Genomic DNA, 25,591 nt, shown 5'->3' on the forward strand with positions numbered 1-25,591 from the left:
CTCCTTCCCTGGCTTCTCAAACTCCCAGGGCCAGCGGCGCTCTTTCCCGGGGAGCGGGTATGCGGGCGCTGCCGAGGACCAGCCGGATCAGGTCCGCCTGACGGTTGATCCCCGTCTTCGCCATGGTCGACTGAAGCTGGGAACGGACGGTGACGATGGAGACGCCGTTGCGTTCGGCCACCGCCGCCAGCGTGCGACCTGCGGCGAGTTCGGCTGACAGCCGGGCTTCGGCCGGTGTCAGGCCGTAGAGGCGTATCAGCGAATCCTCCGTCCGCCGCGGGCTCGCCTCCGGGTCGTGGAGCAGGACCAGCACCCGCGCCGTCTCCATCCCCAGCGCGTCCGATTGCGGCAGGGCGGCGAAGGACAGGGTGAGCGGCGGCCGATCATCGCTCCGCGGTAGGGCCAGGATCTGGTTCTCCGGCGGGCGTCCGGTCTCCACGCTCTCCGCCGCCTCACCGACCAGCCTGTGAAGCTCCCGCGCATGCCGGCGGCTGGCCGGGACAAGCTGTCGACGATCGACCGTGACGGCGTCGGCGGCGGTCAGCATCTCCCGCGCCGTATCGTTGGCGAAAGCGATGTCGCCCTTGGGATCGGTCACGACCGCGCCGACGCTGAGCTGGTCCAGCGCCGCGTGCAGGGCGTCCCGCTCGGCCTTCAGGGCACCGATCCTAGTGCGCAGCCGCAGGATCGCCTGAAGATGGGGAGTGATCAGGGACAGGCGGCGTGCCTCCGCGCGCCCGTAGGCGCCGGCGGCCCGGCCGCGGCGGAGGACCAGGCTGGTCGATTCCTCGTCAGACACCTGCAGGTGGACGTCCAGCATGTGCTCGGCGTCCAGCGGCGTGAAGAAATCATTGTAGATCTCGCTCCGGACATAGCCGTCATAGTCGGGATAGTCGCGGTCACTGAAGATCGTGCCGGCGGCGTCCCCGCGCCGGTGGCTCAGGATCGGGCTGGTGCGGCTGTAGTGGTCGTCATAGGCCTTGCATTCCGCCGCCGTCACATGGCCGGTGGCGCAATGGACGCGCGTGCGATCGGCGCGGTGGTCATGACTCATGATCACCGCATAGCCGCTCGCGAACTCCGACGATAGATGGCCGAGCAGCGGCTCCCAGCCATCTTCCGCCAGGGCGTACTCGTACAACGTCCGGATGGCCTCCCGCATACCCCCCATGCCCCCAAGAGCGGTTGAAAGCCGAACCGGAAGTCTAGCAGTTTTCTAAAATTGAAATAACGTCGAAATTGGCCCCGCTGCCGATTTATTGGGAAATCGCAACGATCAGGCGAGCAGGTCCGGCATCGGCTCGCCTTCGGGCACGAAGTCCATCGCGACGCCGTTCATGCAGTAGCGCAGGCCGGTCGGCGGCGGGCCGTCCTCGAAGACATGGCCCAGATGGCCGCCGCACCGGCTGCAATGGACCTCTGTGCGGACCATGAACAGCTTCCGGTCTTCCGACGTGCCGACGCCGCCCTCGATGGGGGCATAGAAGCTGGGCCAGCCGGTCCCGCTCTCGAACTTCGTTTCGGACGAATAGACGGGCTGATTGCAGCCGGCGCAGATGAAAATTCCGGCGCGATGTTCCTGGTTAAGCGGGCTGGAGCCCGAACGCTCCGTCCCGTGGTCGCGAAGAACCCGGTATTCGGCGTCGGTCAGCAGCTCCCGCCATTCCTCCTCGGTATGGCTCACCGGGAAGTTTCCGCGATTCTCGGCCTTGGCCGAACTTCCGAACAGCTTCATGGCGCCTGCTCCGCTAAGGGCGACCGCCGCGGCGGCGGTCATGCCAAGATGTCGACGTGTGAGCATCGTTTGAGACTCCTTCTTAGGATTCCGGCTTCGGATTCCGAATGTGACGATGCTACGCCTTGAGGTGGGGTCCCGGTTTCAACTTTGCCAGCCGACCGGTTCACGATCGCGTGGGCGGGCGGTGAGCCGGAGGGCGCGGCTGGCGTCAGAATCGCCGCAGCAGGCGCTCGATATATTCATGCTCCAGTTCGGGACGGTCGCGTTCGCCCAGGCGACGACGCAACTCGTCCAGGATCTGGCGGGCGCGCTGGATATCGGCTTCCTCCGGAATCTGGACGTCGCCGGAATCGATGTTGCCGCCTTCGGAGGTCGGGCGGCCAAGCGGGTCGCGGCCGGATTCGATCCGCTGGCCGGGCTGGCCCGGCTGGGGCTGCATCCCCTGGCGGGCCATCCGCTCCATCATCTGGTCGACCAGCCCTTCCATGCCCTGCTGGAGCTGGTCCAGCGCCTCCGTCTGCGGCCCCACCGCCTGTCCCGGCTGACCGCCGCCCAGCGCCTGCTCCGACCGCCGCATGGCCTGCTCGGCCTGGCCGAAGGGAGCGGGGATGCTGCCGGTCATCTCCCCCATCTGGCGCATCATCTCTCCCAGCGCGCGGCGCAGCGCCTCCTGGATCTGCGCCCCCTGGGCGGGGAAATCCGAAGGGGCGTCGCCCCTGCCGCCACCAGACTCGTCGCCGGGCTGTTGGCCCGGCTGGTTGCCCGGCTGTTGCTGCGGGTTCTGGCCGGGCGGGTTCTGGCCCTGCTCGCCCTGTTGCCCCGGCTGCCGGCCTTGCTGGTCCTGCTGGGAATTGCGGAAGGTCTGGTCCAGAAGCTCCCGCTGCGCCTCGGTCAGGCTCTGGAGCTGCTCCATCATCTCCATGAAGCGCTCGTCGGCCTGGTCCTGCTGCGGGGACTGCGCCATCTGGCCGTTCTGCAGGTTCTCCAGCATCTCCTGCATCTGGGCCAGCATCTCCCGCGCGGCGTCGCGGGCCCCGGTCTCGGACAGCTCCTGCATCCGGTCCAGCATCTCCTGAAGCTGGTCACGGGTGATCGCGTTCTCCGGTGTCACGGGCAGGGTTTGGAGCTCCTCGCCCCGCGCCAGCCTTTCCATCATCTGCTGCTGCAGGGCGGCGAGGTAGCGGTCCAGCGCCTGGCGCAACTCATCCATCAACTCGGCAATGCGTTCGTCCGACGCGCCATTCTCCAGCGCCTCGGCCAGCGCCCGCTGGGCGTCGCGAAGGTCGCGCTCGGCCATCGACAGATCGCCATCCTCGATCCTCAGCGCCGTGTCCCACAGCAGCCGCTGCACGGGATCGACCAGCGTCTCGACATCGTCCTGGAGCGCCAGCCGCCGCGCCGCCGTGCGCAGCGCCAGGAAGACGACGATGTCGTCATAGTACCGATCGGGGCGGAGCGAGAGGTCGTTCAGCACCTCCGCCACCACGTCCCGGCTGGCCGGGTCCAGCATCAGCGCGCGCCGCTGGTCGATGATCGCGCGGGCGACGGGATGGTTGAACTGCCGTTCGGGCAGCACCGTCTCCACCGGCTCGGCGCGGCCGGTCTGGCCGGCCGCGTCCGTGGCGGCCAGCGCGACCGTCACCCGCTGCCCCGCCCAGGGATGGGGCGTCAGATCGTGATAGCTCGATCCCTCCGCTTCGCGCGGCAGCCGGCCGGGCACGGGCAGGTCGATGACGATCGGCGTGCGGTCCAGCGCTTCGGGCGCGTCCGGCGGCAGGGTCAGGGTCGCCTGTACGGTGTCGACGCCGTAATCGTCCGTCGCCAGATAGGCGAGATGCAGCGCGAACCGCTCCGTCGCGCCGGGCGGTTCGGAAAAGGCGATCTCCGGCGCGGCGTCGGGGATCACCCGGATCGGCCACGCGCCCAGCGTCTCCTCGCCTTGAGTCACCGCGATGGCCGACCCGCTGGTGACCGTGCTCGAAATCTCGAACGTATCGCCGTCGACGCCGGTGAAGGGCGTCAGCGCCTCAGCCAGCCGAAGGACGGGAATCGCCTCGCCGCCGCCGACGCGGGCCAGTAGCGCGCTGCCGACGGGGATCTCCACCGGCTCGGTCGCGGCCGTCGCCGGCTCGGACTCCCCGCCGCCCTCGGCGCGGAGATAGAGGGGCGGCAGGCCGGTATAGCCCGGCGGCGTGATGAAGAGGTCGAGAACCGGCGGCGGTTCGGTCGCGGCCTCCGCGAAGTTCGGCGCGACAGCGCGGGCCGCGCGTTCCGACCATTCGCCCCACCCGGCCACGCCAGCGAGCGCCAGCAGCAGGACGACCAGCCCGCTTGCCCCGAAGCGATCCCTTGCCGGCACGCCGGGCCGGGGCACGCGAAGCCGCCAGAGCCCCGCCGCCCGCCGCAGGGCTTCCTGATGAAGCGACCAGAGCGTCCGGCTGCCGGCGTCGGCGGAACCGGTCGCCTGAATATCGCGAAGGGCGCTCAAGGGGCGGTGGGCAAGGCCGCTGTCGGTCTCCAGCCGCCGCCTGGCCTCCGCCTCCGTCGGCAGCTTCAGCCCTATCAGCCCGCGCGCGCCGAGCGCCAGCAGGGCGAGCAGCGCCGCGATCAGGACAGAGAGGTGGAGCCAGCCGGGGAGGGCGGGGAGAATATCGAACAGCGCGAGGGCGACCAGCCCGCCCAGAAGCAGCGCGACCGGCCACAGCGCCGGCCAGATCCGCTCCCACGCCAGCGCCGCCCAGGCTCCGGCGATGCGGATCCTGGGTTCGGCCGGGCTGTTCGATCGTCCGGTCCGGCGGTCGTCGGGGGCGCGCTGCACCGGGCTCGTGTCTCCTCTAGAACCAGGGAGGCATCGCCTCCAGTTCGATCATCTCTTCGAATGTGGGCCTTTTTCGGACGACGGCAAATCGGTTTCCGTCGACCAGAATCTCCGGTGCCAGAGGCCGGGAGTTGTATTCCGACGCCATCACCGCGCTGTAAGCCCCCGCGCCGGCGAAGGCGACCAGATCGCCCGCCCGCATCGGCGGCAGCGCGCGTTGCCGGGCGAAGGTGTCGCCGCTCTCGCAGACCGGCCCGACCACGTCATAGGGCGTCACGGCCCCACCGGCGGCGGGCTCCGCGACCGGCAGGATGTCGTGCCAGGCATCGTAGAGCGCCGGCCGGATCAGATCGTTCATCGCGGCGTCGAGGATCAGGAAGCGGTGACCGCTGCCTTCCTTCACGAAGATCGTGCGGGCCAGCAGCATCCCGGCTTCGGCGACCAGCGCGCGCCCCGGCTCGACCATCAATTCGACGCCCAGCGGCGTCATCTCCGCCTCGACCAGCGCGCCGTACGCTTCAAGGTCCAGCGGCGCTTCCTCCCGATAGGTCACGCCCATGCCGCCGCCCAGATCGACGCGGCGGATGTCGAACCCGTCGGCGCGCAGCGTCCGCACCAGCTCGGCCAGCTTGCGATAGGCACTGCGATAGGGGTCGAGCTCCAGAAGCTGGCTGCCCAGATGCACCGCGACGCCCAGCGGGTCGATGCCGGGCAGCGACCGCGCATGGCGGAACGCCTCGACCGCCATATCCAGGTCGACGCCGAACTTGTCGCCCTTGCGGCCGGTCGTGATCTTGGCGTGGGTGCGCGCGTCGACATCCGGGTTGATCCGGATGGCGACCGGGGCCGTCGCGCCCGCCTCGACGGCGACGGCGCTCAGCAGGTCCAGCTCCGGCAGGCTTTCGACATTGATCTGGTGGATGCCGGCGGCCAGCGCGGCGGCCAGTTCGCTCCTTGTCTTGCCGACGCCGGAGAAGACGATGCGCCCCGGCGGCACGCCCGCGGCCAGCGCCCGGCGCATCTCCCCTTCCGACACAACATCCGCGCCCGCGCCGAAGCCCGTTAGGGTCCGGATGATCGCGAGGTTCGAATTGGCCTTGATGGCGTAGCTGATCGCGATCCCGCGCGGCGTCAGCGCGTCTGCGAACCGTCGCCAGTTGGCCCGTAGCCCGGCGGTCGAATAGACATAGGACGGCGTCCCGACCTCCGACGCGAGCGTGGGCAGCGGCACGTCCTCAGCGCAGAGGACGCCGCCCTTGTAGGAAAAGCCGCTCATGACGTGGGATAGGTTCGCGGGAAGGTGTCGTTCTCCTCGCCCTGCGGCGGGTCGACGAAGTTCGGCTTCTTGCCGCAGGCGCCCAGCGTCAGGGCTGCCGCCATGGCCAGGAGGATGAGTGTGCGGTGGATCATAGGTAGCGCTTCCTGGCTTCGGCGATCGCCTCGCGGACCCGGACGGGCGCCGTGCCGCCATGGCTCATGCGGCTGGCGACGGAGGCTTCGACGGTGAGGACGGAGAATACGTCGGCGGTGATCTTCGGCTCGACCGACCGCACCGTCTCCAGCGGCAGGTCGGCAAGGCCGACGCCCGCCTCCTCCGCCAGCCTCACGATCCGGCCGGTGACGTGGTGGGCCTGCCGGAAGGGCAGGTCCAGAACCCGCACCAGCCAGTCGGCCAGGTCGGTCGCGGTCGGGAAGCCGTTCTCCGCCGCCCGGCGCATCGCCTCCTTGTTCACGCTCATGTCGGCGATCATGCCGGTCATGGCGGCGACGCAGAGGCTGATGCTGTCGTCGGCGTCGAAGACCGGCTCCTTGTCCTCCTGCATATCCTTGGCATAGGTCAGCGACAGGCCCTTCATCACCGTCAGCAGGCCGATCAGATGACCGAAGATGCGGCCCGTCTTGGCGCGCGCCAACTCCGCCGCGTCCGGGTTGCGTTTCTGCGGCATGATCGACGATCCGGTGGTGAAGCCGTCCGACAGGCGGACGAACCGGAACTGGTCGCAGGTCCAGATCACGATCTCCTCCGCCAGCCGCGACAGGTGCATGGCGCAGATCGCGACGGTGGAGAGATATTCGATCGCGAAGTCCCGGTCGGAGACGGAATCGAGCGAGTTCGCCGTCGGCCGGTCGAATCCGAGCGCGGCCGCTGTCGCCTGCCGGTCGATCGGGAAGGGCGTTCCGGCCAGCGCCGCCGCGCCCAGCGGGCTCTCGTTCAGCCGCCTGCGGCCATCCGCCGCGCGGCCCCGGTCGCGGCCGATCATCTCGACATAGGCCATGAGGTGATGGCCGAAGGTCACCGGCTGGGCCGACTGAAGGTGGGTGAAGCCGGGCAGGATGGTGTCGGCGTGCCGCTCGGCCTGCGCGATCAGCGCTTCCTGCAAGGCTTTCAGCCCTTCGTCCAGCCGGTCCAGCGCGTCGCGCGTCCACAGCCGGAAGTCGGTCGCCACCTGATCGTTGCGCGACCGCGCCGTGTGCAGTCGGCCGGCAGGCGCGCCGATCAGTTCGGCCAGCCGCGCCTCCACATTCATGTGGATGTCTTCATGTTCGGTCTTGAACCGGAACGCGCCGGACGCGATCTCGTCAGCGACGGCGTCCAGCCCGCCGGCGATGGCGGCGGAATCCTCGGCCGTGATGATGGCCTGCTTCGCCAGCATCGCGGCATGGGCCTTCGATCCGGCGATGTCCTGGGCGGCCATGCGCTTGTCGAAGCCGATGGAAGCGTTGATGCGCTCCATGATGGCGTCGGGGCCGCCGGCGAAGCGGCCTCCCCACAGCTTGTTGCTGGCGCCGTCTTGTTTGGTAGATTTGTCTGGCATCGCTCGATCGATCGTTGGGCGTCAGCGGAAAATAGGAAGGTTCTTCGGGGTGAGCAAACCGGTTCTGTGGTTCAGCGCGATCCTGGGCGTGGTCGCGCTCCTTGCCGTCTGGCTGGGTTTCGCGCTGGCGCCGGCGAGGGTCGCCACGCTGCCTCCGCCCATCGCCGACGGCTCCGCCCTGCCGAGGCCAGCGCCCGACATAAGCTTTTCCGATGCCTCGGGCAACAGTCTGACACTGGATGACTTCCAGGGGCGGTACGTGTTGCTCAACCTCTGGGCCACATGGTGCGCACCCTGCGTGGAGGAGATGCCTTCGCTCGACCGCCTACAGGCGGCGCTCGGCGGGGAGCGATTCGAGGTCGTGGCGCTGTCGATCGATCGCGGCGGCATGGCGGAAGTGGAGCCGTTCTACAGCCGGGTCGGCGTGGTCAATCTCAGTATCTATCTGGATCCCACCGCCCGCGCCCCGATCGCCTTCGGTGCGCAGGGGCTGCCGACCACCTACCTGATTGACCCGGAAGGCCGCATCGTCGCCGCCTATCCCGGCGCCAAGGAATGGGACAGCCGGGCTTCGATCGAGGAAATCAGGAGGTATCTGGAGGGGTAAAGGAAAGCCCCCTCACCCTCCCGGCTTTCGCCGGGTCCCTCCCTCTCCCACGAAGGGGAGAGGGTGAAGTTGTTAGCCCTCTCCCCTCCGTGGGAGAGGGTTGGGTGAGGGGGTTAACAGTTCTAGTCGTCCCAGGACTCCATCTGCGTTTCATCGAACGGGGTGACGATTTCCACCTCGTCGCCGGCGTAGGGCAGCATGTAGAAGGTGTAGCCCGGGTGGAAGCCGTAGCCGTAGCCATAATAGGGATAGGCATAGCGTCCGGTCCCCACGGCGGGATCGACGATGACGGCCATGATCATGCCCTGGTCGTCGAAGATCAGATCGTCGACATAGCCGTAGGCGGCGTCGCCGTCGTTCAGCAGCGCATAGTCGCCGATCAGTTCGCTGGCCTTCCAGACCCGTGGCCCGGTCAGCAGATCGTCATTCACCTGCTCCGCGATCATGCCTTCGGGCATGGTGAAGTAGCCCGACTCGCCGAAGAGCGAGTAGCGCTCCATATTGTCTTCATTGATCGGGACCGTGATGTCATCGCCTTCCCCGGCGATCGTTACCTCTTCCCAGGGGACGCTGATATGGGAATCGCCGATGTCGAGGAAGCCGCCCACTTCCACGATGAGGCTCAGGATCCGGCCATCCTCGCCGATCAGGACATTCTCGATATCGCCGATCTCCGCCCCGTCGGCGCCGGTGACGTCGACCTCATCCATGAACTCTTCGGCGCTCCAGCCATTGGAGTAGATTTCGTCATAGTTCCACTCCGCAAGCGCGGTGGGCGCCTGGGAAGCGTCCTGGGCCATCGCCGGCATGGCGGCGAAGCCGAGGCTCAAGGTGATCGCTGTGCCTGAGATAAGTGTTTTATAGGTCATTGGTGAATGCCCTCCTTGTTCGTGGAGACATTCATGTAACAATGTTGAGGCGCAATTTAAGAAGTGTGCGGGTTAAACAAAATTAATATTTTTTCAATACTGAAAGCGGGTTAATGACCCGTCCATATTTTTCTCAGATATTTATTAAGATGTCAGTTTTCTTTATCGCGTCGGGACGGGCGTGTCCTTGGAATAATCATAGAAGCCGCGCCCGACCTTCCGGCCCAGCCAGCCGGCCTCGACATATTTCACCAGCAGCGGGCAGGGACGGTATTTGCTGTCGGCCAGCCCGTCATAGAGCACGTTCATGATCGACAGGCAGGTGTCCAGCCCGATGAAGTCCGCCAGCTCCAGCGGTCCCATCGGATGGTTGGCGCCCAGCTTCATGGCGGTGTCGATGGCCTCGACCGACCCCACTCCCTCATAAAGGGTGTAGATCGCCTCGTTGATCATCGGCAGCAGGATGCGGTTGACGATGAAGGCCGGGAAATCCTCCGATACGGCGGAGGTCTTGCCCAGCTTGTGGGCGAGATCGCGGACCGACTGATAGGTGTCCTCGCTGGTCGCGATGCCGCGGATGATCTCCACAAGCTGCATCACCGGCACCGGATTCATGAAATGCATGCCGATGAAGCGTTCCGGCCGGTCGGTCGTCGCCGCCAGCCGGGTGATGGAGATGGAGGAGGTGTTGGTGGCGACCATCGCGCCGGCCTTCAGGTGCGGGACCAGCTGCTTGAAGATGTCCCGCTTGATGTCCTCATTCTCGGTCGCCGCTTCGATCACGAGGTCGCTTGCGTCGAAGATGCGGTAGTCGGTGCCGGTCTTGATACGGCTCAGCGCGGCGTCCTTGTCCGCGGCCTCGATCTTCCCTTTGGAAGCCTGGCGGGCCAGATGCCCGTCGATGCCGGCGACCGCCTTCTCCAGCGCCTCGGGCCGAACGTCCAGAAGGGTGACATCGAAGCCGTGGAGCGCGCAGACCTGCGCGATTCCGCTGCCCATCTGGCCAGCGCCGATAACACCGATGGTCTGGATCATACCGTTTGTCCCGCCGCTTTCTCTCTCTTCGCCGATGGCGCGCAACCGCTCTAGTGCGCTGCAACATGAGAGTGGGGACGATAGGAGTGGCCGGGGCAGGCTGTCAACGCGCGTAATGACGATTGAATGACGGTCTTTCGCTGGGACTCGACCCTTAGCGGTTGGCCCCCGGCTTCCACAACACGTCCGCCGCGCCCTTGTCGTTGAGCCAGCGGGCCAGCACGAACAGATGGTCCGAGAGCCGGTTGACGTAGCGCAGCGCCGCCTCGTTCACTGCTTCGGCCGTCGCCAGCTCCGTCATCAGCCGTTCGGCGCGGCGCGCCACCGTCCGGCCCAGATGCAGATAGGCCGCGGCGGGCGATCCGCCGGGCAGAACGAAGCTCTTCAGGGGCGAAAGCTCGGCGTTCAGCCGGTCGATCTCCTGCTCCAGCCTCTCCACCTGCGCATCGACGATCCGCAGGGGTGGGTATTCGGGATTCTCGCGCTCCGGCGTGCAGAGGTCCGCGCCCAGATCGAACAGATCGTTCTGGATGCGCTCCAGCATCGCGTCGGCCTCTCCCTGCGCATGCAGCCGGGCAAGGCCGAGGACGCCATTGGCCTCGTCGACGGTGCCGATGGCGTCCATGCGCAGGGAATGCTTCGGCACGCGGGTCCCGTCGCCAAGCGACGTTTGGCCCTTGTCTCCGCCACGGGTATAGATGCGGGTAAGCTGGACCATCGGCCGCCTGCCTGTCGTTCGTTAGGATATACGGGCGTCAGGGTATGCGGGTCAGCCGCCGCGCGTCCATAGCGCCAGCGCGAAGAACAATATGGCCACGCCCTGAAGGATGATGCGCCAGCGCATCATGGTGTTGCCGTACTTGGCGTTGAACTCGCCGTTCCGCGCCATGCCGACCATCCCGATGCCCAGGGAGGCGACCACGCCGATCATCGACAGGATGGCGAGAATGAGGAAGACCGTGCTCATGATGGGTTAGTATATAGCGAGCGTCGCGGCGGAATGACAGGGGCCGCCGAGGGGAAACGGAACGCCGGGAAACGGAAGCAAGGAGAGCCGATGTCGCCGGAGCCCCAGCCCCCGGTTCCCGAATCCCTCGCCTCCCGGCCGCGCCGGCCGCCCCGCCTGCTGGTGGCGGCGTCGATCACGCTGGGTTTCGTCTTCATCTACCTGACGGCGCAGGATTTCGCCTCGCGCGGGCCGCTGGCCGACGCGCCGCGAGAGGCGCTGTTCCGGCTGGGGCTGGCCATCCTGGCCTTCAATCTGGGCTATATCGTCGCGCCGCTGGCGCTGGGGCGCGGGCCGTGGCTGACCTTCCTGGGCGCGCTGATCCTGGGGCCGACGGTGATCGGCTGGCTGCTCATGTTCTGGCCGGGGATGCTGTTCAGTCCCGTTCTGGCCTTTCTGGGCGTGGCGGCCGCGGGCATCCTGCTGGCCCTCTATTTCTACGTCTTCTGGTATTTCGTAACGGAGTTCATGGGCAACCGCACGCCCGGCGGTTAAGGAGTCGCCGGCTTCTCCGCCGGCAGGGGGAAGTTCAATCCTTGGTCAGGTTTCGGCGGCGGGATCGGGAAGGAAGGGGCTTCCGTCATGGCGGCCGACAGGACGCCCACGATCTCCCAATGGTCCGCGCCCAGCCGACAGGCGGTTCCCTCGACGGCCACCGCGCCGCCCGATCCTTCGTCAATCGTATAGTCGCGGCAGATGCGGGGCGCGGTTTCCGTCCGCGTCACGGTCATCGTCCGGCCGCTCGATGGCAGCGTGGCAGGGACGCCCGTCGGCCTGGTCTCCAGGATCGACTGGAAGGCGGCGCGGTCCGCCTGATCGAGCACTTGCGCCCCGGCGGGAGTGGGCGGCGCGAGGAGCGCGAGCAGGAGGACCAGGGTCGGTCGACGGCGCATGGTCCCGATTAAGCCCTCATGCGGGCTTCCCCTCAACCGTCCATTGACGATCCGGCGGAACGGCCGGTAGGGTGACGCCATGGTCAAGGCGCTTGGAAATTTTCGGCGAATTAGGGGCCCGGTTCTCGCTTGAGGACCGGGGCGTAACGCTTTCCCTTCTTCAGATCGCCGAAGGATTTTTCCGATGACGACCCCCAAACAGGCGACAGAACAGGCGGCCGTGTCCGCCGTCGCCGCATCTCCCCTCTACCATTATTCTGTGACCGCCCAGGCGGAGCCCGCCACATTGCCGCGCGTGATCGAGCCGTTCGCCAAGCTGGGGCTGGCGCCGGTCGCCCTCCATGCCGTCACGGAGGGCGGCCGGATGTCGATCGACCTCAGGATGGCGGGGCTGGAGGATGGGATGGCGCGCCATATCGCCGACCGGCTGCGCCAGATGATCGGCGTCGAACAGGTGCTGCTGGCGTCCGCCGGCTAGGAGATCCATGAGCTATCTCGATCGTATCCGCGCCTGTACCAGCCATGATCTGGCGGGCTTCCTGCCCTTCATGGCCGACGGCGCGCGGATCGGCTGGGTGAAGCCGGAAACGGCGTCGCACCTCCGCCGCATGGACGGCGCGTTCGAGGTGACGGACCGATCCGTCGCCCTTTCCGGCCGGCTGACGGGGTTCGAGGAACGCTCGGCCGCCATGGCGGAGGCGGCAGTTTCCCTGGCGGAAGCCGGCATCGTCCGGCATCTGCGGGGCGAGGATTATTCCGCCCGCCGGCGCTGGGGCGAACCGCCGCTCTTCCGGGTCGAACGCGGCGCGACGACGGTCTTCGGCCTTCTCTCCTTCGGCATCCATCTCAACGGCTTCGTTCGGACCAATGACGGGCTGGAGATGTGGGTCGGGCGACGGGCGAAGGACCGGCTGATCGCGCCGGGCAAGCTCGACAATCTGGTCGGCGGCGGGCAGCCACACGGGCTGACCCTGACGGAGAATGTCGTCAAGGAATGCGCGGAGGAGGCGGGCCTGCCGCAGGAAATGGCGCTCCAGGCAAAACCGGTCGGCGCCATCACCTATGCCTTGGAAAAGCCCAACGGGCTGAAGCGCGACGTCCTCTTCCTCTACGATCTGGAGCTGTCCGAGGATTTTCGGCCGGTGAACATGGACGGCGAGGTCTCCGAATTCAATCGCTGGCCGGTCGCCAAGGCGGCCGAGACGGTGCGCGACACGGACGAGTTCAAGTTCAACTGCGCCCCCGTCGTCATCGACTTCCTGATCCGCCACGGCATCCTGACCCCCGACGACCCCGACTATCTGGAGATATTGACGGAGCTGCGGTCGTAAGGGGCGGGGTTCTTGCCTTTTCCCAAAACCGTCATGCCGGACTTGATCCGGCATCCATACAGTGCCGATGAAGGCCCGGACCGTGCCCTTCCTGCACCGCCGATGGAGCGGCGCTGGCCTATGGATTCCGGATCAAGTCCGGAATGACCAATAAAAACAATGTCATGCTGGACTTGATCCAGCATCCATACGGTGTCGATGGCGGACGGGGCGGCGGCATTTCCACGCCGGCGGTGGAGCGGCGAGCGCTCATGAATTCCGGACCAGCCCCGATTGACCACATAAGCCTCATGGTGAGCCCGTCGAACCATGGGCCCGCACCTTTCGACAGGCTCAAGGTGAGGAGTTTTCTCCAAACCCCGCCAGCCGCCTTACTTCCTCCGGGCTCAGCCCCTGGTCGCGGTAGGCGCGGATGGATTTGCTGTCGGCGCGCTTGGCGAGGCGCTGGCCGGATTCGTCCTCGATCAGCCGGTGGTGCCAATATTCCGGCGTGGCATAGCCCAGCAGCGCCTGCAGCAGACTGTGGATGTGGGTTGAGGGGAAGAGGTCGAGGCCGCGGGTCACCAGCGTCACGCCCTGGAGGTGGTCGTCCACCGTGACCGCGAGATGGTAGCTGGTGGGCGCGTCCTTGCGGCTCAGCGCCACGTCGCCCAGAAGGCCGGGTCGGGCCTGCTGGCGTCCGGCTTCGCGGTCGGTCCAGGCGAGCGGCCCCGTCAGGTCCAGCGCCTTCTCCACATCCAGGCGGAGGGCGTGGGAATCGCCGCGCGCCAGCCGCGCCTCGCGCTCGGCCGTCGGCAGGTTGCGGCAGGTTCCGGGATAAAGCGGCCCGTCCGGCCCCTGCGGCGCGCCGCCCATGCGGGCGATCTCCTCCCTGATCTCCCGGCGGGTGCAGAAGCAGGGGTAGAGGACGTCCATCGCCTCCAGCCGGTCGGCCGCCGCGCGATAATCGTCCAGATGGTCGGACTGCCGGCGGACCGGCTCCTCCCAGGAGAGGCCTAGCCAGGCGAGGTCATCGAGAATCGCCGCCTCGAATTCCGGACGGCAGCGGCCGGGGTCGATATCCTCGATGCGCAGCAGGAAGCGCCCATCCCCGGCGGTGGCGCGGGCGAAGAGGGCGCTGTGCGCGTGCCCCAGATGCAGCAGGCCGGTGGGGCTGGGGGCGAAGCGGGTGACGATGCCATCCATATGCCGGCTGGCATAGCCGGCCCGCGCTCCTGTTGACAAGCCGCGCCGCGATCTCTTCGATGGCGCGCCATGACCGTCATCCCCCGCCTTTCCGGCCCGTCCCACCCGCCCGCTTCCGACGCCGCGCCGCGCAAGCTCGTCATCCTGCTGCACGGTGTCGGCGCCGACGGGCAGGATCTGATCGGCCTCGCCCCGCCGCTGTCGGGTGTGCTGCCGGACGCGGAGTTCCTGGCCCCCGACGGGCCGGAGCCGTGCGACATGGCGCCCTTCGGCCGTCAATGGTTCAGCCTTCAGGACCGGACGCCGTCGCGGATGCTGGCCGGCATCCAGGCGACCGCCCCGATCCTCGACGCCTTCATCGACGAGGCGCTGGCCGAGCGCGGCCTGACCGACGCCGACCTGGCGCTGGTCGGGTTCAGCCAGGGGACGATGATGTCGCTCCATGTCGCGCCCCGGCGCACCCGCGCCTGCGCCGGCGTGCTCGGCTTCTCCGGCGCGCTGCTGGGGCCGGAACTGCTGCCGGCCGAAGCCCGGTCGAAGCCGCCGGTGATGCTGATCCATGGCGACGCCGATCAGGTCGTGCCCTTCGGCGCGCTGGGGGCGGCCAGGGCGGCGCTGGACGGGGCGGGCTTCGCGGTCGAGGCGGAGGCGCGGCCCGGCCTCGGCCACGGGATCGATCCGGAGGGGCTGACCGCCGGGGCCAGATTCCTCGTGCAATGCCTCGCCGGCTAGGCCATCTTATCCACAGCGATTACAACAACGTGACATTTGCGCCCCGATAGCCACAAAATGTTGCGACGCCGGAAGCGGCGGTATAGTGATCTGAACGTCGCGGACGGCCGCGGCGGAAACGAGACGCCAACGGAGGAACGGGTCCTTGACGCCCCCGCCCGAGAGTTGCCCGGCTCTGGTTCTCAACGCGGATTTTCGCCCGTTGAGCTACTTCCCCCTGTCTCTCTGGCCGTGGCAGGAGGCGGTGAAGGCGGTCTTCCTCGACCGGGTCAACATCATCGCCGAATATGACCGGGCGGTGCGAAGTCCCAGTTTCGAGATGAAGCTTCCCAGCGTCATCTCGCTCAAGGAATTCGTCTCGGCCAGCCGGCGGCCGGCCTTCACCCGCTTCAACGTCTTCCTCCGCGACCGCTTCTCCTGCCAGTATTGCGACGACCGCTTCCCGACGCATGAGCTGACCTTCGACCATGTCATCCCCCGCTCCCGCGGCGGCAAGACGACCTGGGAGAACGTCGTGACGGCCTGCTCCTGCTGCAATCTGCGCAAGGGCAACAAGATGCCCCGCCAGTGCGGCATGACCCCGCTGACCGAACCCTGCCAGCCGACGACCTACCAGCTCCAGGAGAACGGCCGGTCCTTCCCGCCGAACTTCCTTCATGAGAGCTGGATGGATTTCTGCTACTGGGACATCCCGCTGGAGGAGCAGTCCCAGACCACCTGGCCGCGCCGGTAGCGCCGCTACTTCACCGTCATCACGCCTTCATTGCGGATGTAGCGGGCCAACTGCTCGCCGAAGGAGCGGGCATCGACGGCGCGGTTGCTGGACGGGCCCTTGACGTTCGGCACGAAGCTGGAATCGATCGCGACGATGAAGTGATGCCCGTCCCGCTCGATGAAGATCGGGGAGCCGGAATCGCCGTAGGTCGTGTCGCAGCGGTGGATCATCGTGCCGTTGTCGTTGAACCGGACGATCTCGCAGTCGACATGGCCGGTCAGATGGTCGGGGCTGTCGCCGCTATAGCCGGCCTGGGTGACCGGCTGCCAGCCGCCATCCGCCGCGAAGGCGACGTCCTCGGTGCTGGGCACCAATATGTCGAACGTGCCGATCTCCGTCCCCAGATCCCGGTCCAGGAGCGCGAATCCCCAGTCGAGCGGGGCCTGCGTATAGTCGTCCACTTCTCCATGCGGGTCGTATCCCGGCGCGACATAGGTGGAGATGATCTGCGCCCGCCCGACATTGGTGTCGCCGTAATGGCCGGCCAGGAACTCTGTGGGCAGCACGCGGGACGTCCCGTTGAAGAAGCAATGGGCGGCGGTCAGGATGATCCGGGGCGCCACCAGGGCGGCCGTGCAGTCGCCATTCTCGAACCGCAGCAGGCCGATCGCCGTCCAGGGGAAGCCGTCGGGCGGCAGGCGCACGCGGTCGTCGCTGCCGAAATAATGGTCGCGGATGCGGGCCGGCGTGGCGCGGCCGAGGCAGTCGACCGTGTCGGACAGGGCGGGGCAGGAGGCGCTGGCGAAGCCCGGTTCCTCGCATCGTCCGTTGAACGCCGTCTCGCAGTCATTGTCGCGGTTGCGCCAGGGATAGGCGGGCTGGCAGTCGGCAAGGTCGGTGCCGCTGGTGCAGAAGCCGGTGCCGATCCAGGGCTCGTCGCACTCGCCGTCATGGGCCCATTGGCAGGAATTGTCGCCGCCGGCGGCCAGGCTGCGGCAGTCCGTCGTGTCCGTGCCGGGATCGCAGGCGCCGGTGCCCAGGCCGGGCTCGTCGCACTCCATGTCGAAGGCCCACCGGCAGCTGTCGCCCGTGGCGCGGGGCATCTTGCAATCCACGGTATCGGTGCCGGCCGGACATGCGCCCGTCCCGCCGAAGCGGGTCTCGTCGCATTCGCCGTCATTGGCCCATTGGCAGGAATTGCTTTGCGCCATTGCGGGCGGCTGTCCGGCGAACCAGAGGACGAACGCCGCGATCGCCGCGGAATAGTGAAACGCCGGTTTTCCCATGAACTCCCCCGCCTTCCCGCAACGATGATAACCGGAGGGATCGGCTCGGAGAAGGAAATCAGACCCGTTTCGTGAGGCGAGCCGCCGAAAGCAGCGCCACGATTCCGAGGATGAGGGAGAAGAGGAAGTTGTATCCGGCCATGGAGACGCCCATCAGGCTCCAGGCCACGGCGTCGCAGCGGGTCACCGGCGTCGCCAGGAGCTGCTCGGTGATGTCGCTGATGGAGCCGGCGCCTGATCCGGCGAGCGTGCCGCCGCAGGAGGCGGTGCCCTGCCACCATTGCTGCTCCACCCCGACATGGAAGAAGGCGATCCCCGCGCCGACCAGCAGCGCTGCCCCTGCCAGCGCGACCAGCGCAGCCTGCAGCCGCCGGCGGCCCGTCGATGCCAGCGCCAGAAGCGCCAGGACGATCACTGCCGCATGAGGCCAACGCTGCCACAGGCACAGGGTGCAGGGGCGCAGCCCGCCTATGTACTGGAAGGCGAAGGCCCCGCCCAGCATCGCGGCGCTGGCCGCGAGCAGCAGGGCGGGGATGCGGGGGAGAAAGCCGGAGCGAATCATGAAACCGGTATAGCGTCCTGCGATGGCGGGGGCGAGCGCCGTTTGGTCGCGGCCTACCCGGCGGGGGTAACCGCCCGGGTCTTCGGGTCGACCTTGTAGCGATCGCCCGCCTCGTTCTCGATCTCCAGGACGCCGTCGGCCCACGCCATCCGGGTGAAGAAGACGTCCTGAACGTCGCCTTCCATCACCGGGTCGGCGGCGACATCGTAGATCTTGAGCGTCCACAGCCGCTCCCCGGAGCGGTCGTCGATGGCGGCGAGAAAGCCGCCGACCTGCCGCTCGCCCAGAATGGTGGCGTTCATCACCTGCTCATACCGCACGCCGTCCCGGACCAGAGGCGCGACGGAAGGTGGCGGCGGCCGGCTGAACTGCATCATCGATGCCTCCAGGGATCAGGGTTTGAGCGCGTCATTGCGGTTCTTGTCGGTCAACGCTCCGGCCACGTCGGCGCAGTACCACGCCCAGCTATCGGCGTTGGTGATCGCCTTGGCCGAAGGGAAGGCCGCGAAGGTGGGCTTGATGCCGCCCCAGGCGTACCGGCCGGGCACGTCGACCGTCGCGGCTTCCCGATGGGTCAACTCATGGACCAGGATGCGCGTCCAGTTGGTCAGGCCGGTCAGCAGGTTGTTGGTTCCGAAGAAGGCGCTTTCGACATAGACGACATCCAGCCGGTCGCGCTTCGCGCCGACGGTGACGAAGGCCTCCGACCCCTCGAACTGCGTGCCGCGATAAAGCGGGTGGTCGGTCAGCACCAGCCCGCCCGACTTCATGACGGCGGTGATCTTCTTGAAGCCGGCGGCAAGCGTGGAGATCATGGCGTCCAGCTCGGCGTCGGACGCCTTCTCATCGGCGAACCAGCGGCGCACGAAGGCCCGGCCGTCGCCCTTGTCCTTCCGGGCCTGGGCGAGGGAGATCAGGGTCTTGTGGCACCATTTCAGCCCCTCCTGCGTGGCGTTGGACAGGTGCTTCTTGTCATCCTCGCTGAAGCGTTCGGCGGTCTGGGTCAGCTTGGCCTTCAGCGTCGCTACCTGGGCGCCCTTCACCTCGCCATGGGGCCAGTTCCGGTAGCCGGCGGGCAGGGAGCAGATCCACACCTTATGGCTGCCGGACTTGCGCAGCATGTAGACGTGGCGAAGCAGCTTCAGCGCGGCCGCCTTCTCCGCAATCTTGCCGTTCTGCGCCGCGACGGCCCGTTTCGGATCGACGTCTCCGGTCCCCAGCAGGATGCCCTCATCCTCCTTGGTCAGGTCCTTGCTGTGCTTCTTGATCTTCTTGCGCAGGTCGCCGAGCGCCGACGCCTTGCCGGGGTTCAGCCCGTCATGCCCGGCCAGGAGCTGAAGCGCGTTGAGGACCCTCTTCCAGTCCTTGTGGAAGGCCTCGTCCTTGATCGCCTTGCGGGCCGCCGTGAAGGCATCGGAGAAATTGTCGGTATTCGCGTGATCCATTCCCGCCGTCCCAGCCCTTTCGCGTTCGATGCCGATCAGGAACGATATGTCGAAACCGGGCGACGGTGAAGCGGGATTGACCGTCCCGCCGCGCCCGCTATCATGCGCCGCCCCCATCCCGGCGCATCGGCCGGGACCGGCGGCGATATGCGGGTGTGGTGGAATTGGTAGACGCGCCGGACTCAAAATCCGGTTCCGCAAGGAGTGTCGGTTCGAGTCCGACCACCCGCACCATTCTTCTTCTGTCGGCGGTCCGTTCGCTCGTCGTGGCTGTGCACCGCCTTCCCCGGAGCTTTCACGCCTGCTGCACCGGCATCTGGAACTCGAATGTCGCGCCGGCGTCGCCGGGCGCCAGGCGAAGGTCGCCCCCGGAGGCGCGGACGGCTGCGAGCGCAAGAGCGAGGCCCAAGCCGACGCCGGGACCTTTCGGGTCCGCCTTGGCGAAGCGGGAGAACAGCCGCTGCCGGAGACGCTGCGGGATGCCCGGTCCGTCATCGCTGACCCGGACACCGCCCCGCGCCATCACCCGCACCGTGATCGACGCGCCTGTGGGTGTATGCCGGGTCGCGTTTTCCAGCACGTTGCGGAACGCGATCTCGAAGAAATGACGGTCGCCGGTCACCGGCAGGCTGTCTGTTTCGATCTCCAGCGCGATCGACCGGCCGCCTCCGACGATCGCGGGGGCCATGTCGGCGGTAACCTCCCGGACCAGCCCAACCAGGTCGAACGCCTTCCCCTTGTCCTCCGTCCCCGCCTCCACCTGGGCTAGCGCCAGAAGCTGGGCGATCAGCCGGTTGAGGCGGTCGAATTCCTCCTCGATCTCCTCAAGCTGTCGTCCGCTGAGGAAGTCGCCAAGCTGCGCGCGGACCACGGCGAGCGGCGTGCGCAACTCATGCGCGGCGTTCGCGGCGAATGCCTTCTGGGCCGACCAGGCGCTCTCCAGCCTGTCTAGGGCGATATTGAAGGAATCGATCAGCGGCGCGACCTCCGCGAGGGCCAGGGTCGGCAGACGTTCATGGAGCGTCGCGGGACCAATCAGCGCGGCGCGGGCCGATATCTTCCGCAGCGGATTGAGGCTGAGATAAAGCGTCAGCCACACCGACGCCAGCACGAGGCCGAGCGGGATGAGCATCGGGATGAACGCCTCGCCGAAGGTGATCACCAGGAAATCCAGGAGAATTCGACGATCGGCGATTCGTGGGGCGGTGAGCTGGATGATGAACCGGCTCCCCTGCACCTCGACCAGCACGTTGACCGACGTCACCGGATCGCCGTTTTCCGGGTCGGTCCAGGCGTAGAAATATAGGCCGTCTGCGTCGAATTCCTCATCGTCCCACAGCGGCAGGCCGAAGGACTGTTCAGTGGGGTCGAGCATCTTTTCGGGAGCCGGCAGCGGCGCGTAGGGCGCTGATCCGCCGATCGCCACCGTCCCATCGGGTCGGAGTAGCGCGAAACCGTAGATGTCGCCGTCGGAGGTGAGGGGCAGCCGCCGGCGGATTTCCGCCATGTCCAGCTGTGGCCGGCCATCGGCGTCAAGCGTCAGGTTCTCGGCGATGACGCGACCCTGCTCGGCCAGCCCCCGCTCCTGCACGCCCCAGATCCCTTCTTCGCCCAGCGCGCCCAGCAGCGCGGTGATAAGGAAACCGGAAGTCATCAGCACCGAGACGATGGGAAAGATGATGGAGAACAGCGACCATCGGCGCCGTCTGGCCAGGAACATCACGCTTCGCCGCCGCTGATCAGGAGGTAGCCGATGCCGCGAAGGGCGCGGATGGAGACGGCGGAGGAAAGCTTGTCCAGCTTCCGGCGCACCCTGTGGACATGGATCTGTATGCTGTTCTCCGTGAACTCCGCCGCCAGCGCATGGAGGCTTTCGCCAAGCTGTTCCTTGGTGACGATCCGGCCCTGGGCGCGCAGGAACCGCTCCAGCACCATGCCTTCGGCCCGCGACAGGGACGCACGGCGACCACCCACCTCCAGCTCCCGGACGCCGGGATCGAAAGCGACATCGCCGAAGCGCAGCACAGGGTCCAATAGCGACGCCGGCCTGCGCCCCAGCGCACGCAGCCTCGCCGCCAGCTCCTCCACGGCGAAGGGCTTGACCATATAATCGTCGGCTCCGGCGTTCAGCCCTTCGATCCTTTCGGGAATTGATCCGAGGGCGGTCAGCACCAGGGCCGGAGTCGAGAGGCCGGTGGAACGTCCGCGCGCCAGCAGTTCCAGCCCGTTCTCCTCCTCCAGCATGATGTCGAGGATGAGGGCGTCATAGGCTGAACACCGCCATGCGTGCCAGCCATCCTCGACCGTCCCGAACAGATCGACCGAAAAGCCGAGCCGTTCCAGCGCGCGAACGGCGGCGGCTCCCAGCTTCACATTGTCTTCGACGAACAGCAGCTTCATGGGCGCGATCCTAAAACCTGTAGGCGACACCCACGCCAAGCTGGAACTGGTCTGGCGATCCCTCGTCAGACACTATCGGACTGTCCGCCGCGTCGCCCATAAGCCGTTCATAGGATGCCCGCGTCATGACCGTCCAGCTGTGGCTGAGATCATAGCGCAGTCCGATCTCCAGCCCCGCGCTCTCGATTCCGCTGCCGGGACTGTAGACCGGCAGGCCGCTGGCGGCGCTTCCTTCCGGCGTCACGCCGAAGACGGTGTTCATATAGTCGCCGTCGACCCAGACGGTGTTCGCGCCGATGCTGAAATGCAGCGATTCGGTAAGAGGCATGCCGTATTCGACCGAAGCTTCCGCCAGCATGCCGCCATGCCCGTCGTTGACATCGGCCAGCGCCTGCAGGCCCATCTCGACCTCCCGGCCATATTGGTCGCGATAGAGTTGGTATTCCAGGAAGCCGCCCACCTCCACGGAATCGTCGATGGTGGAAAGCCTGCTCACCGCCTCGTTCTCCAGGTCGGAATCGCGGCCGGGGGCGTAGCGGACGATCGGCCCCAGCCGAAGACCCTCGACAGGCTCGATCCCCGCTTTCGCCGACAGGCCCTGCAATTCAAAGCTCATCGCGCCGCGCTGGTAGCGGAGACCAACGATAGGCAGGGGCTGGAATTCGTAATCCTCGCCCCCTCGGTAATCGTGCGCATACATCGCGCCCGCGCCCAGCGTGACCTGGAAACCGTCGGCTGGCGGCCCGTCATCCTGGGCGGTGGCCAGGCCGGGCAGGGCGAGCGACGATGTCGCGAGGGCGGCGAGAAACAGTCTTCCGTTCGGCATGGGAACTCCGCAGCATCGTTGGAACGACGCCCGGATGGACCCTCAACCTTGCATGAAGCTTTCCGGAATGACCGGACCCTGAAACGGTCCGCGAATGAAAATGAAAAAGCGGTAGTCGCCTCAGACCGCCCGGGTGATCCCGCCATCGATGCGGATGTTCTGGCCTGTGATGTAGGCGGCGCGGTCCGAGGCGAGGAGGGCGATCAGTTCCGCCACCTCCTCCGTCCGGCCGTAGCGGCCCATGGGCACGCGGTTGCGGAACTCCGGCTTCTCCGGCAGGCTGTCGATGAAGCCCGGCAGCACGTTGTTCATGCGGATATTGTCGGCGGCGTACTTGTCCGCGAACAGCTTCGTGTAGGCGGCGAGCCCGGCGCGGAAGACGCCCGAGGTCGGGAAGACCGGGTCGGGCTCGAACGCCGCGAAGGTGGAGATGTTGACGATCGCGCCGGATTTCTGGCGCTGCATGACCGGCGTCACCAGCCGCGTCGGCCGGACGACATTCAGGAAATAGACCTCCATCCCGCGATGCCAGTCCTCGTCGCTGAGGTCCAGCAGCGGCGCGCGCGGACCGTGGCCGGCGCTGTTCACCAGCGCGTCGATCCGGCCCCAGCGCTCGACCGTCAAATCGACCAGCCGTTTCAGATCGTCGTTGGACTGGTTCGACCCGGTGACGCCAAGGCCGCCAAGCTCTTGGGCCAGCGCCTCTCCCTTTCCGGAAGCGGAGAGGATGGCGACCTTGAATCCGTCCGCCGCCAGCTTCCGGGCCGCTCCCGCCCCCATGCCGCTGCCGCCGGCCGTGACGATCGCTACCTTCTCTTCCGACATCGTCTTTCCCTCCTGATGAATCGCTCGCGCTAATTCATCAGGGTTGGCCCCCCGCTGCAAACCGAAAGGGCCGGGGTCGTCTTGTCAGCCGGCGAAGCGGCGATGGCCCATGGATGCTGGAACAAGTCCAGCATGACGTTGTTTTTGTTGGCAATTCCGGACTTGATCCGGAATCCATGGGATGTCTCAACCCGCCGACCAGACGGCCAACTCGTACCCCTCCGGGTCCGTGAAATGAAAGCGTCGGCCGCCGGGGAAGGAGAAGATCGGCTTGACGATCGGCGCGCCCATCTCCTCCAGCCGGCGCTGCGTTCCCTCCAGATCGTCGGCATAGAGGATGACCAGCGGGCCGCCCGGCGACACGGGGCCGCCCTTCGCGAAGCCGCCAGTCAGCCTGCCGTCGGTGAATTCGCAGTAGCTGGGGCCGTAATCGGTGAAGGTCCAGCCGAAGGCCTTGCCGTAGAAATCCCGCGCGCGGGCGATGTCCTCGACCGCGAACTCGATATTGTCGATCCGTCGGTCGACGCTGGGGGCGCTCATCGGTCTTTCCTCTTGGCGGTTGGTCGCTGTTCCCGATGCTCCCACGGAAGCACGGTGTCGTCTTGAACGAAACGGCCAGGAGAAAGGGATTGTTCGGACTGTCCGTGCCGGACTTGCGATGCCGGCGGGCGGGCCAGGGCCTATGGATTCCGGGTCAAGTCCGGAATGACCTCTTATTGGTTGGTCATGCCGGACCCCGATCCGGCATCCATGTGGTGTCGATGGAAGCTCGTCTGGCGAAGAATGGCCGCAGGCGATAACCTCGAAAGACGCTTCACCTCCCGCGACAGGTGCGCCTGATCGGCGTAGCCGGAATCGGCGGCCAGGCCGGACAGCGTCGCGTCCGGGCTGCGGACGAGCGTCATGAAGCGCTGGAAGCGCAGGATGCGGTCCAGGGTCTTGGGACCGTAGCCGAAGGACTCGTGACATCGCCGCCGCAGGCTCCGCTCGCTGATCTCCAGCCGGTCGCGAAGGGCGGGGATGCCGGCTTCCCCGCCGCCCAGCGCGCCGAAGATTGCCGTCGCCTCCGGCGGCGGACTTTCGTCCGGGACGAAAGCCTCCATCTCCCGCTCCAGCCGGGTCAGCCTGTCGGCGGCCGTTCCGGCTTCTCCGATACGGTCGGAAAGACCGGCTGCGCGCCTGCCCCATATGTCGGCGAGGGGGACGCGCCGGCCGACCAGCTCCGTCATCGTCAGGCCCAGCCATCGGGCGGCGGCCCCGGCGCGGAACCGGACGCCGGCGATGGTCCCGCCCGGCGTCGGCCGCGACAGGGCGGCCGTCACGTCCGGCCCCGCGACCTCCAGCCGGCCGCCGATCCAGATGATATCGACGCACCCGTCGGGGACGACGGCCATCGTCGCCGCCTCACCGGCCGGCATCTCATTCAGCCAGGCGCACCGGAAATGGGCGCGCAAGCCCGGCGACGGGGCGAACTCACGATACCGTCCCGCGCAGCCCGCCAGAACCGTTTCGGCCGCATCTTCCATCATGCCTCCGCCGCCGGGCTCTCCCGCGCCGTTTCCGACGCCGTCGCCTCGGCCGTCAGCCAGTCCACGAAGGCGGCCACCGCCGGGCGCTGCCTGGCCTCCGGCCTCGTCACGACATAATAGGCGAAACGGGTGGGCCAGGGGCAATCCAGCACGATGCGAAGCCTGCCGGCCGCGACCTCCTCCCGTGCATAGAGATCGCGGATCAGCGCGATGCCCTGGCCGGCCTCCGCCGCGCGGATCAGCAGGAAATCGTCGCCCAGGCTGGGGCCCTTGCCGGCGCGACGATCGTCCTCGATGCCGTGGGCCCGCAGCCAGATAGGCCAGTCTGCACGATCGGAATCATGGAGCAGCGGGTAGTCCAGGCAATCGGCCGGGCTCGCGATGGGCGGTCCCTCCGCCAGCAGGGCGGGGCTGGCGACCGGCACCAGGACGGAGACCATGAACCGGTCGGCCCGCAGCCCCGGATAGTCCCCCAGCCCGTGCCGCAGCGCCACGTCCACCCTGTCGCGCTTCAGGTCGGCCAGCGCCGTGGTCGCCTCGATCCGCACCTCGATCTCCGGATGCCGCTTCGTGAAGCCGCCGAGCCGGGGGACGAGCCAGGAGGCGAAGGCGGGCGAGGCGCTGACGGTCAGCTTCTCACCTCCCTTCATCGCCTCCAGCGTCGCCAGCGCCTGCTCTATCTGGTCGAACGCCCGGACCAGCGCAGGATGGACGCGGGCGCCGGCTTCGCTGAGGAAGATGCCGCCATGCGCACGTTCGAACAGGGTAAGGCCCAGCCTGTCCTCCAGCAGCCTGATCTGCTGGCTGACCGCTCCCGGCGTTACGCCCATCGCCTCTGCGCCGGCGCGCACGCTGCCGCGCCGGCCGACCTCCGTCAGCGTCCTCAGCCCCAGTAGCGGCAGTACCGGTCCCATTAGATTTCCTAAACGCTTGCGAAAGAATTCATAGCTGGCAGAGGCGCACAGTTCGGAGC

29 protein-coding genes and 1 tRNA gene are annotated in these 25,591 nt (G+C 67.2%); 7 read left to right on the plus strand and 23 right to left on the minus strand.

Annotated features, from left to right (window positions below):
- Nucleotides 1-16 precede the first annotated feature (16 nt).
- The 6 genes from AAFN89_RS05630 to argH form a co-directional block, all read right to left on the minus strand.
- Nucleotides 17-1,141, minus strand: coding sequence for a hypothetical protein (locus AAFN89_RS05630; RefSeq protein ID WP_347536777.1), 1,125 nt, complete (start codon nucleotides 1,139-1,141; stop codon nucleotides 17-19).
- Between the two features lie 135 nt (nucleotides 1,142-1,276).
- The gene (gene msrB, locus AAFN89_RS05635) at nucleotides 1,277-1,801 is read right to left on the minus strand and encodes a peptide-methionine (R)-S-oxide reductase MsrB (protein ID WP_347536779.1); all 525 of its coding nucleotides are present in this window, start codon (nucleotides 1,799-1,801) and stop codon (nucleotides 1,277-1,279) included.
- Between the two features lie 145 nt (nucleotides 1,802-1,946).
- Entirely contained in the window at nucleotides 1,947-4,556 is a 2,610-nt protein-coding gene (locus AAFN89_RS05640; protein ID WP_347536781.1) for a TIGR02302 family protein, read from the minus strand.
- Nucleotides 4,557-4,572: 16 nt separating this feature from the next.
- Nucleotides 4,573-5,832, minus strand: a complete 1,260-nt coding sequence (gene lysA / locus AAFN89_RS05645; protein ID WP_347536783.1) for a diaminopimelate decarboxylase — start codon at nucleotides 5,830-5,832, stop codon at nucleotides 4,573-4,575.
- Entirely contained in the window at nucleotides 5,829-5,966 is a 138-nt protein-coding gene (locus AAFN89_RS05650; protein ID WP_347536785.1) for a hypothetical protein, read from the minus strand. The genes lysA and AAFN89_RS05650 overlap by 4 nt, the downstream gene beginning before the upstream one ends.
- Entirely contained in the window at nucleotides 5,963-7,372 is a 1,410-nt protein-coding gene (gene argH, locus AAFN89_RS05655) for an argininosuccinate lyase (RefSeq protein WP_347536786.1), read from the minus strand. Before argH ends, AAFN89_RS05650 begins: the two co-directional genes overlap by 4 nt.
- A gap of 49 nt (nucleotides 7,373-7,421) precedes the next feature.
- Between argH and AAFN89_RS05660 the strand changes: the two genes are divergently transcribed.
- Nucleotides 7,422-7,979, plus strand: coding sequence for a TlpA disulfide reductase family protein (locus AAFN89_RS05660; protein WP_347536789.1), 558 nt, complete (start codon nucleotides 7,422-7,424; stop codon nucleotides 7,977-7,979).
- Nucleotides 7,980-8,101: 122 nt separating this feature from the next.
- Here the strand turns inward: AAFN89_RS05660 and AAFN89_RS05665 are convergent, their stop codons facing one another.
- The 4 genes from AAFN89_RS05665 to AAFN89_RS05680 form a co-directional block, all read right to left on the minus strand.
- Nucleotides 8,102-8,848, minus strand: coding sequence for a PRC-barrel domain-containing protein (locus AAFN89_RS05665; RefSeq protein ID WP_347536791.1), 747 nt, complete (start codon nucleotides 8,846-8,848; stop codon nucleotides 8,102-8,104).
- Nucleotides 8,849-9,010: 162 nt separating this feature from the next.
- Entirely contained in the window at nucleotides 9,011-9,883 is an 873-nt protein-coding gene (locus AAFN89_RS05670) for a 3-hydroxybutyryl-CoA dehydrogenase (protein WP_347536793.1), read from the minus strand.
- A 154-nt stretch (nucleotides 9,884-10,037) separates the two neighbouring features.
- Nucleotides 10,038-10,601: a cob(I)yrinic acid a,c-diamide adenosyltransferase gene (locus AAFN89_RS05675; RefSeq protein ID WP_347536795.1), complete on the minus strand. Its 564-nt coding sequence runs from the start codon at nucleotides 10,599-10,601 to the stop codon at nucleotides 10,038-10,040.
- Nucleotides 10,602-10,652: 51 nt separating this feature from the next.
- Nucleotides 10,653-10,850, minus strand: coding sequence for a twin transmembrane helix small protein (locus tag AAFN89_RS05680; RefSeq protein WP_347536797.1), 198 nt, complete (start codon nucleotides 10,848-10,850; stop codon nucleotides 10,653-10,655).
- Nucleotides 10,851-10,940: 90 nt separating this feature from the next.
- Between AAFN89_RS05680 and AAFN89_RS05685 the strand changes: the two genes are divergently transcribed.
- The gene (locus AAFN89_RS05685) at nucleotides 10,941-11,384 is read left to right on the plus strand and encodes a hypothetical protein (RefSeq protein WP_347536799.1); all 444 of its coding nucleotides are present in this window, start codon (nucleotides 10,941-10,943) and stop codon (nucleotides 11,382-11,384) included.
- On the opposite strand, the gene AAFN89_RS05690 is transcribed toward AAFN89_RS05685, so the two are convergent.
- Nucleotides 11,381-11,782: a hypothetical protein gene (locus tag AAFN89_RS05690; RefSeq protein WP_347536801.1), complete on the minus strand. Its 402-nt coding sequence runs from the start codon at nucleotides 11,780-11,782 to the stop codon at nucleotides 11,381-11,383. The genes AAFN89_RS05685 and AAFN89_RS05690 overlap by 4 nt on opposite strands.
- 184 nt (nucleotides 11,783-11,966) lie before the next feature.
- Here AAFN89_RS05690 and AAFN89_RS05695 point away from each other — a divergent pair, with 184 nt between their 5' ends.
- Nucleotides 11,967-12,260: a hypothetical protein gene (locus AAFN89_RS05695; RefSeq protein ID WP_347536803.1), complete on the plus strand. Its 294-nt coding sequence runs from the start codon at nucleotides 11,967-11,969 to the stop codon at nucleotides 12,258-12,260.
- A gap of 7 nt (nucleotides 12,261-12,267) precedes the next feature.
- On the plus strand, nucleotides 12,268-13,113 hold the full coding sequence (locus AAFN89_RS05700) for a DUF4743 domain-containing protein (protein ID WP_347536805.1): 846 nt from the start codon (nucleotides 12,268-12,270) through the stop codon (nucleotides 13,111-13,113).
- A 333-nt stretch (nucleotides 13,114-13,446) separates the two neighbouring features.
- On the opposite strand, the gene gluQRS is transcribed toward AAFN89_RS05700, so the two are convergent.
- Nucleotides 13,447-14,298, minus strand: a complete 852-nt coding sequence (gene gluQRS, locus AAFN89_RS05705) for a tRNA glutamyl-Q(34) synthetase GluQRS (protein WP_347537041.1) — start codon at nucleotides 14,296-14,298, stop codon at nucleotides 13,447-13,449.
- A 69-nt stretch (nucleotides 14,299-14,367) separates the two neighbouring features.
- Here gluQRS and AAFN89_RS05710 point away from each other — a divergent pair, with 69 nt between their 5' ends.
- Entirely contained in the window at nucleotides 14,368-15,030 is a 663-nt protein-coding gene (locus tag AAFN89_RS05710) for a dienelactone hydrolase family protein (protein ID WP_347536807.1), read from the plus strand.
- A 145-nt stretch (nucleotides 15,031-15,175) separates the two neighbouring features.
- Entirely contained in the window at nucleotides 15,176-15,763 is a 588-nt protein-coding gene (locus AAFN89_RS05715) for an HNH endonuclease (RefSeq protein ID WP_347536809.1), read from the plus strand.
- 5 nt (nucleotides 15,764-15,768) lie between these two features.
- Here AAFN89_RS05715 and AAFN89_RS05720 read toward each other — a convergent pair whose 3' ends face one another.
- From AAFN89_RS05720 to AAFN89_RS05735, 4 genes are read right to left on the minus strand one after another with little or no spacing between them, the layout of a single operon-like run.
- Nucleotides 15,769-17,031 (minus strand): trypsin-like serine protease, encoded by a 1,263-nt coding sequence (locus tag AAFN89_RS05720; RefSeq protein ID WP_347536811.1) that lies wholly within the window; start codon nucleotides 17,029-17,031, stop codon nucleotides 15,769-15,771.
- A gap of 58 nt (nucleotides 17,032-17,089) precedes the next feature.
- A complete protein-coding gene (locus tag AAFN89_RS05725) occupies nucleotides 17,090-17,593 on the minus strand; it encodes a disulfide bond formation protein B (protein WP_347536813.1) in 504 nt (167 codons plus the stop codon).
- Nucleotides 17,594-17,646: 53 nt separating this feature from the next.
- Nucleotides 17,647-17,970, minus strand: coding sequence for a hypothetical protein (locus tag AAFN89_RS05730; protein ID WP_347536816.1), 324 nt, complete (start codon nucleotides 17,968-17,970; stop codon nucleotides 17,647-17,649).
- A gap of 15 nt (nucleotides 17,971-17,985) precedes the next feature.
- Entirely contained in the window at nucleotides 17,986-19,038 is a 1,053-nt protein-coding gene (locus AAFN89_RS05735; RefSeq protein WP_347536818.1) for a M35 family metallo-endopeptidase, read from the minus strand.
- Between the two features lie 149 nt (nucleotides 19,039-19,187).
- On the opposite strand from AAFN89_RS05735, the gene AAFN89_RS05740 reads away from it, so the two are divergent.
- A tRNA-Leu gene (locus tag AAFN89_RS05740) sits at nucleotides 19,188-19,272 on the plus strand.
- Nucleotides 19,273-19,333: 61 nt separating this feature from the next.
- Here the strand turns inward: AAFN89_RS05740 and AAFN89_RS05745 are convergent.
- The 7 genes from AAFN89_RS05745 to AAFN89_RS05775 form a co-directional block, all read right to left on the minus strand.
- Nucleotides 19,334-20,758, minus strand: coding sequence for an ATP-binding protein (locus AAFN89_RS05745; protein WP_347536820.1), 1,425 nt, complete (start codon nucleotides 20,756-20,758; stop codon nucleotides 19,334-19,336).
- Nucleotides 20,758-21,438 (minus strand): response regulator transcription factor, encoded by a 681-nt coding sequence (locus tag AAFN89_RS05750; protein ID WP_347536822.1) that lies wholly within the window; start codon nucleotides 21,436-21,438, stop codon nucleotides 20,758-20,760. Before AAFN89_RS05750 ends, AAFN89_RS05745 begins: the two co-directional genes overlap by 1 nt.
- 10 nt (nucleotides 21,439-21,448) lie before the next feature.
- Complete coding sequence (locus AAFN89_RS05755) at nucleotides 21,449-22,264, minus strand: MipA/OmpV family protein (RefSeq protein WP_347536824.1); 816 nt, start codon at nucleotides 22,262-22,264, stop codon at nucleotides 21,449-21,451.
- Nucleotides 22,265-22,384: 120 nt separating this feature from the next.
- A complete protein-coding gene (locus tag AAFN89_RS05760; RefSeq protein WP_347536826.1) occupies nucleotides 22,385-23,089 on the minus strand; it encodes an SDR family oxidoreductase in 705 nt (234 codons plus the stop codon).
- 186 nt (nucleotides 23,090-23,275) lie between these two features.
- Entirely contained in the window at nucleotides 23,276-23,629 is a 354-nt protein-coding gene (locus AAFN89_RS05765) for a VOC family protein (RefSeq protein WP_347536828.1), read from the minus strand.
- Nucleotides 23,630-23,802: 173 nt separating this feature from the next.
- Nucleotides 23,803-24,618, minus strand: coding sequence for a helix-turn-helix domain-containing protein (locus tag AAFN89_RS05770; protein WP_347536830.1), 816 nt, complete (start codon nucleotides 24,616-24,618; stop codon nucleotides 23,803-23,805).
- Nucleotides 24,615-25,532: a LysR substrate-binding domain-containing protein gene (locus AAFN89_RS05775; RefSeq protein ID WP_347536832.1), complete on the minus strand. Its 918-nt coding sequence runs from the start codon at nucleotides 25,530-25,532 to the stop codon at nucleotides 24,615-24,617. The genes AAFN89_RS05770 and AAFN89_RS05775 overlap by 4 nt, the downstream gene beginning before the upstream one ends.
- Between the last annotated feature and the right edge of the window lie 59 nt (nucleotides 25,533-25,591).

Origin of the sequence: Inquilinus sp. CAU 1745, assembly GCF_039839375.1 — a bacterium.
GTDB lineage: Bacteria > Pseudomonadota > Alphaproteobacteria > DSM-16000 > Inquilinaceae > JBDOQU01.

Excerpts from the sequence above, each read along its gene's own strand:
- AAFN89_RS05720 (WP_347536811.1), bottom strand. The coding sequence starts at position 17,031 with ATGGGAAAACCGGCGTTTCACTATTCCGCGGCGATCGCGGCGTTCGTC.
- AAFN89_RS05710 (WP_347536807.1), top strand. The coding sequence starts at position 14,368 with ATGACCGTCATCCCCCGCCTTTCCGGCCCGTCCCACCCGCCCGCTTCC.
- AAFN89_RS05700 (WP_347536805.1), top strand. The coding sequence starts at position 12,268 with ATGAGCTATCTCGATCGTATCCGCGCCTGTACCAGCCATGATCTGGCG.
- lysA (WP_347536783.1), bottom strand. The coding sequence starts at position 5,832 with ATGAGCGGCTTTTCCTACAAGGGCGGCGTCCTCTGCGCTGAGGACGTG.
- AAFN89_RS05730 (WP_347536816.1), bottom strand. The coding sequence starts at position 17,970 with ATGATGCAGTTCAGCCGGCCGCCGCCACCTTCCGTCGCGCCTCTGGTC.
- AAFN89_RS05725 (WP_347536813.1), bottom strand. The coding sequence starts at position 17,593 with ATGATTCGCTCCGGCTTTCTCCCCCGCATCCCCGCCCTGCTGCTCGCG.
- AAFN89_RS05770 (WP_347536830.1), bottom strand. The coding sequence starts at position 24,618 with ATGATGGAAGATGCGGCCGAAACGGTTCTGGCGGGCTGCGCGGGACGG.
- AAFN89_RS05745 (WP_347536820.1), bottom strand. The coding sequence starts at position 20,758 with ATGTTCCTGGCCAGACGGCGCCGATGGTCGCTGTTCTCCATCATCTTT.
- AAFN89_RS05680 (WP_347536797.1), bottom strand. The coding sequence starts at position 10,850 with ATGAGCACGGTCTTCCTCATTCTCGCCATCCTGTCGATGATCGGCGTG.
- AAFN89_RS05750 (WP_347536822.1), bottom strand. The coding sequence starts at position 21,438 with ATGAAGCTGCTGTTCGTCGAAGACAATGTGAAGCTGGGAGCCGCCGCC.
- argH (WP_347536786.1), bottom strand. The coding sequence starts at position 7,372 with ATGCCAGACAAATCTACCAAACAAGACGGCGCCAGCAACAAGCTGTGG.
- AAFN89_RS05765 (WP_347536828.1), bottom strand. The coding sequence starts at position 23,629 with ATGAGCGCCCCCAGCGTCGACCGACGGATCGACAATATCGAGTTCGCG.
- AAFN89_RS05775 (WP_347536832.1), bottom strand. The coding sequence starts at position 25,532 with ATGGGACCGGTACTGCCGCTACTGGGGCTGAGGACGCTGACGGAGGTC.
- AAFN89_RS05685 (WP_347536799.1), top strand. The coding sequence starts at position 10,941 with ATGTCGCCGGAGCCCCAGCCCCCGGTTCCCGAATCCCTCGCCTCCCGG.
- AAFN89_RS05695 (WP_347536803.1), top strand. The coding sequence starts at position 11,967 with ATGACGACCCCCAAACAGGCGACAGAACAGGCGGCCGTGTCCGCCGTC.
- AAFN89_RS05690 (WP_347536801.1), bottom strand. The coding sequence starts at position 11,782 with ATGCGCCGTCGACCGACCCTGGTCCTCCTGCTCGCGCTCCTCGCGCCG.
- msrB (WP_347536779.1), bottom strand. The coding sequence starts at position 1,801 with ATGCTCACACGTCGACATCTTGGCATGACCGCCGCCGCGGCGGTCGCC.
- gluQRS (WP_347537041.1), bottom strand. The coding sequence starts at position 14,298 with ATGGATGGCATCGTCACCCGCTTCGCCCCCAGCCCCACCGGCCTGCTG.
- AAFN89_RS05650 (WP_347536785.1), bottom strand. The coding sequence starts at position 5,966 with ATGATCCACCGCACACTCATCCTCCTGGCCATGGCGGCAGCCCTGACG.
- AAFN89_RS05735 (WP_347536818.1), bottom strand. The coding sequence starts at position 19,038 with ATGGATCACGCGAATACCGACAATTTCTCCGATGCCTTCACGGCGGCC.
- AAFN89_RS05670 (WP_347536793.1), bottom strand. The coding sequence starts at position 9,883 with ATGATCCAGACCATCGGTGTTATCGGCGCTGGCCAGATGGGCAGCGGA.
- AAFN89_RS05665 (WP_347536791.1), bottom strand. The coding sequence starts at position 8,848 with ATGACCTATAAAACACTTATCTCAGGCACAGCGATCACCTTGAGCCTC.
- AAFN89_RS05755 (WP_347536824.1), bottom strand. The coding sequence starts at position 22,264 with ATGCCGAACGGAAGACTGTTTCTCGCCGCCCTCGCGACATCGTCGCTC.
- AAFN89_RS05675 (WP_347536795.1), bottom strand. The coding sequence starts at position 10,601 with ATGGTCCAGCTTACCCGCATCTATACCCGTGGCGGAGACAAGGGCCAA.
- AAFN89_RS05760 (WP_347536826.1), bottom strand. The coding sequence starts at position 23,089 with ATGTCGGAAGAGAAGGTAGCGATCGTCACGGCCGGCGGCAGCGGCATG.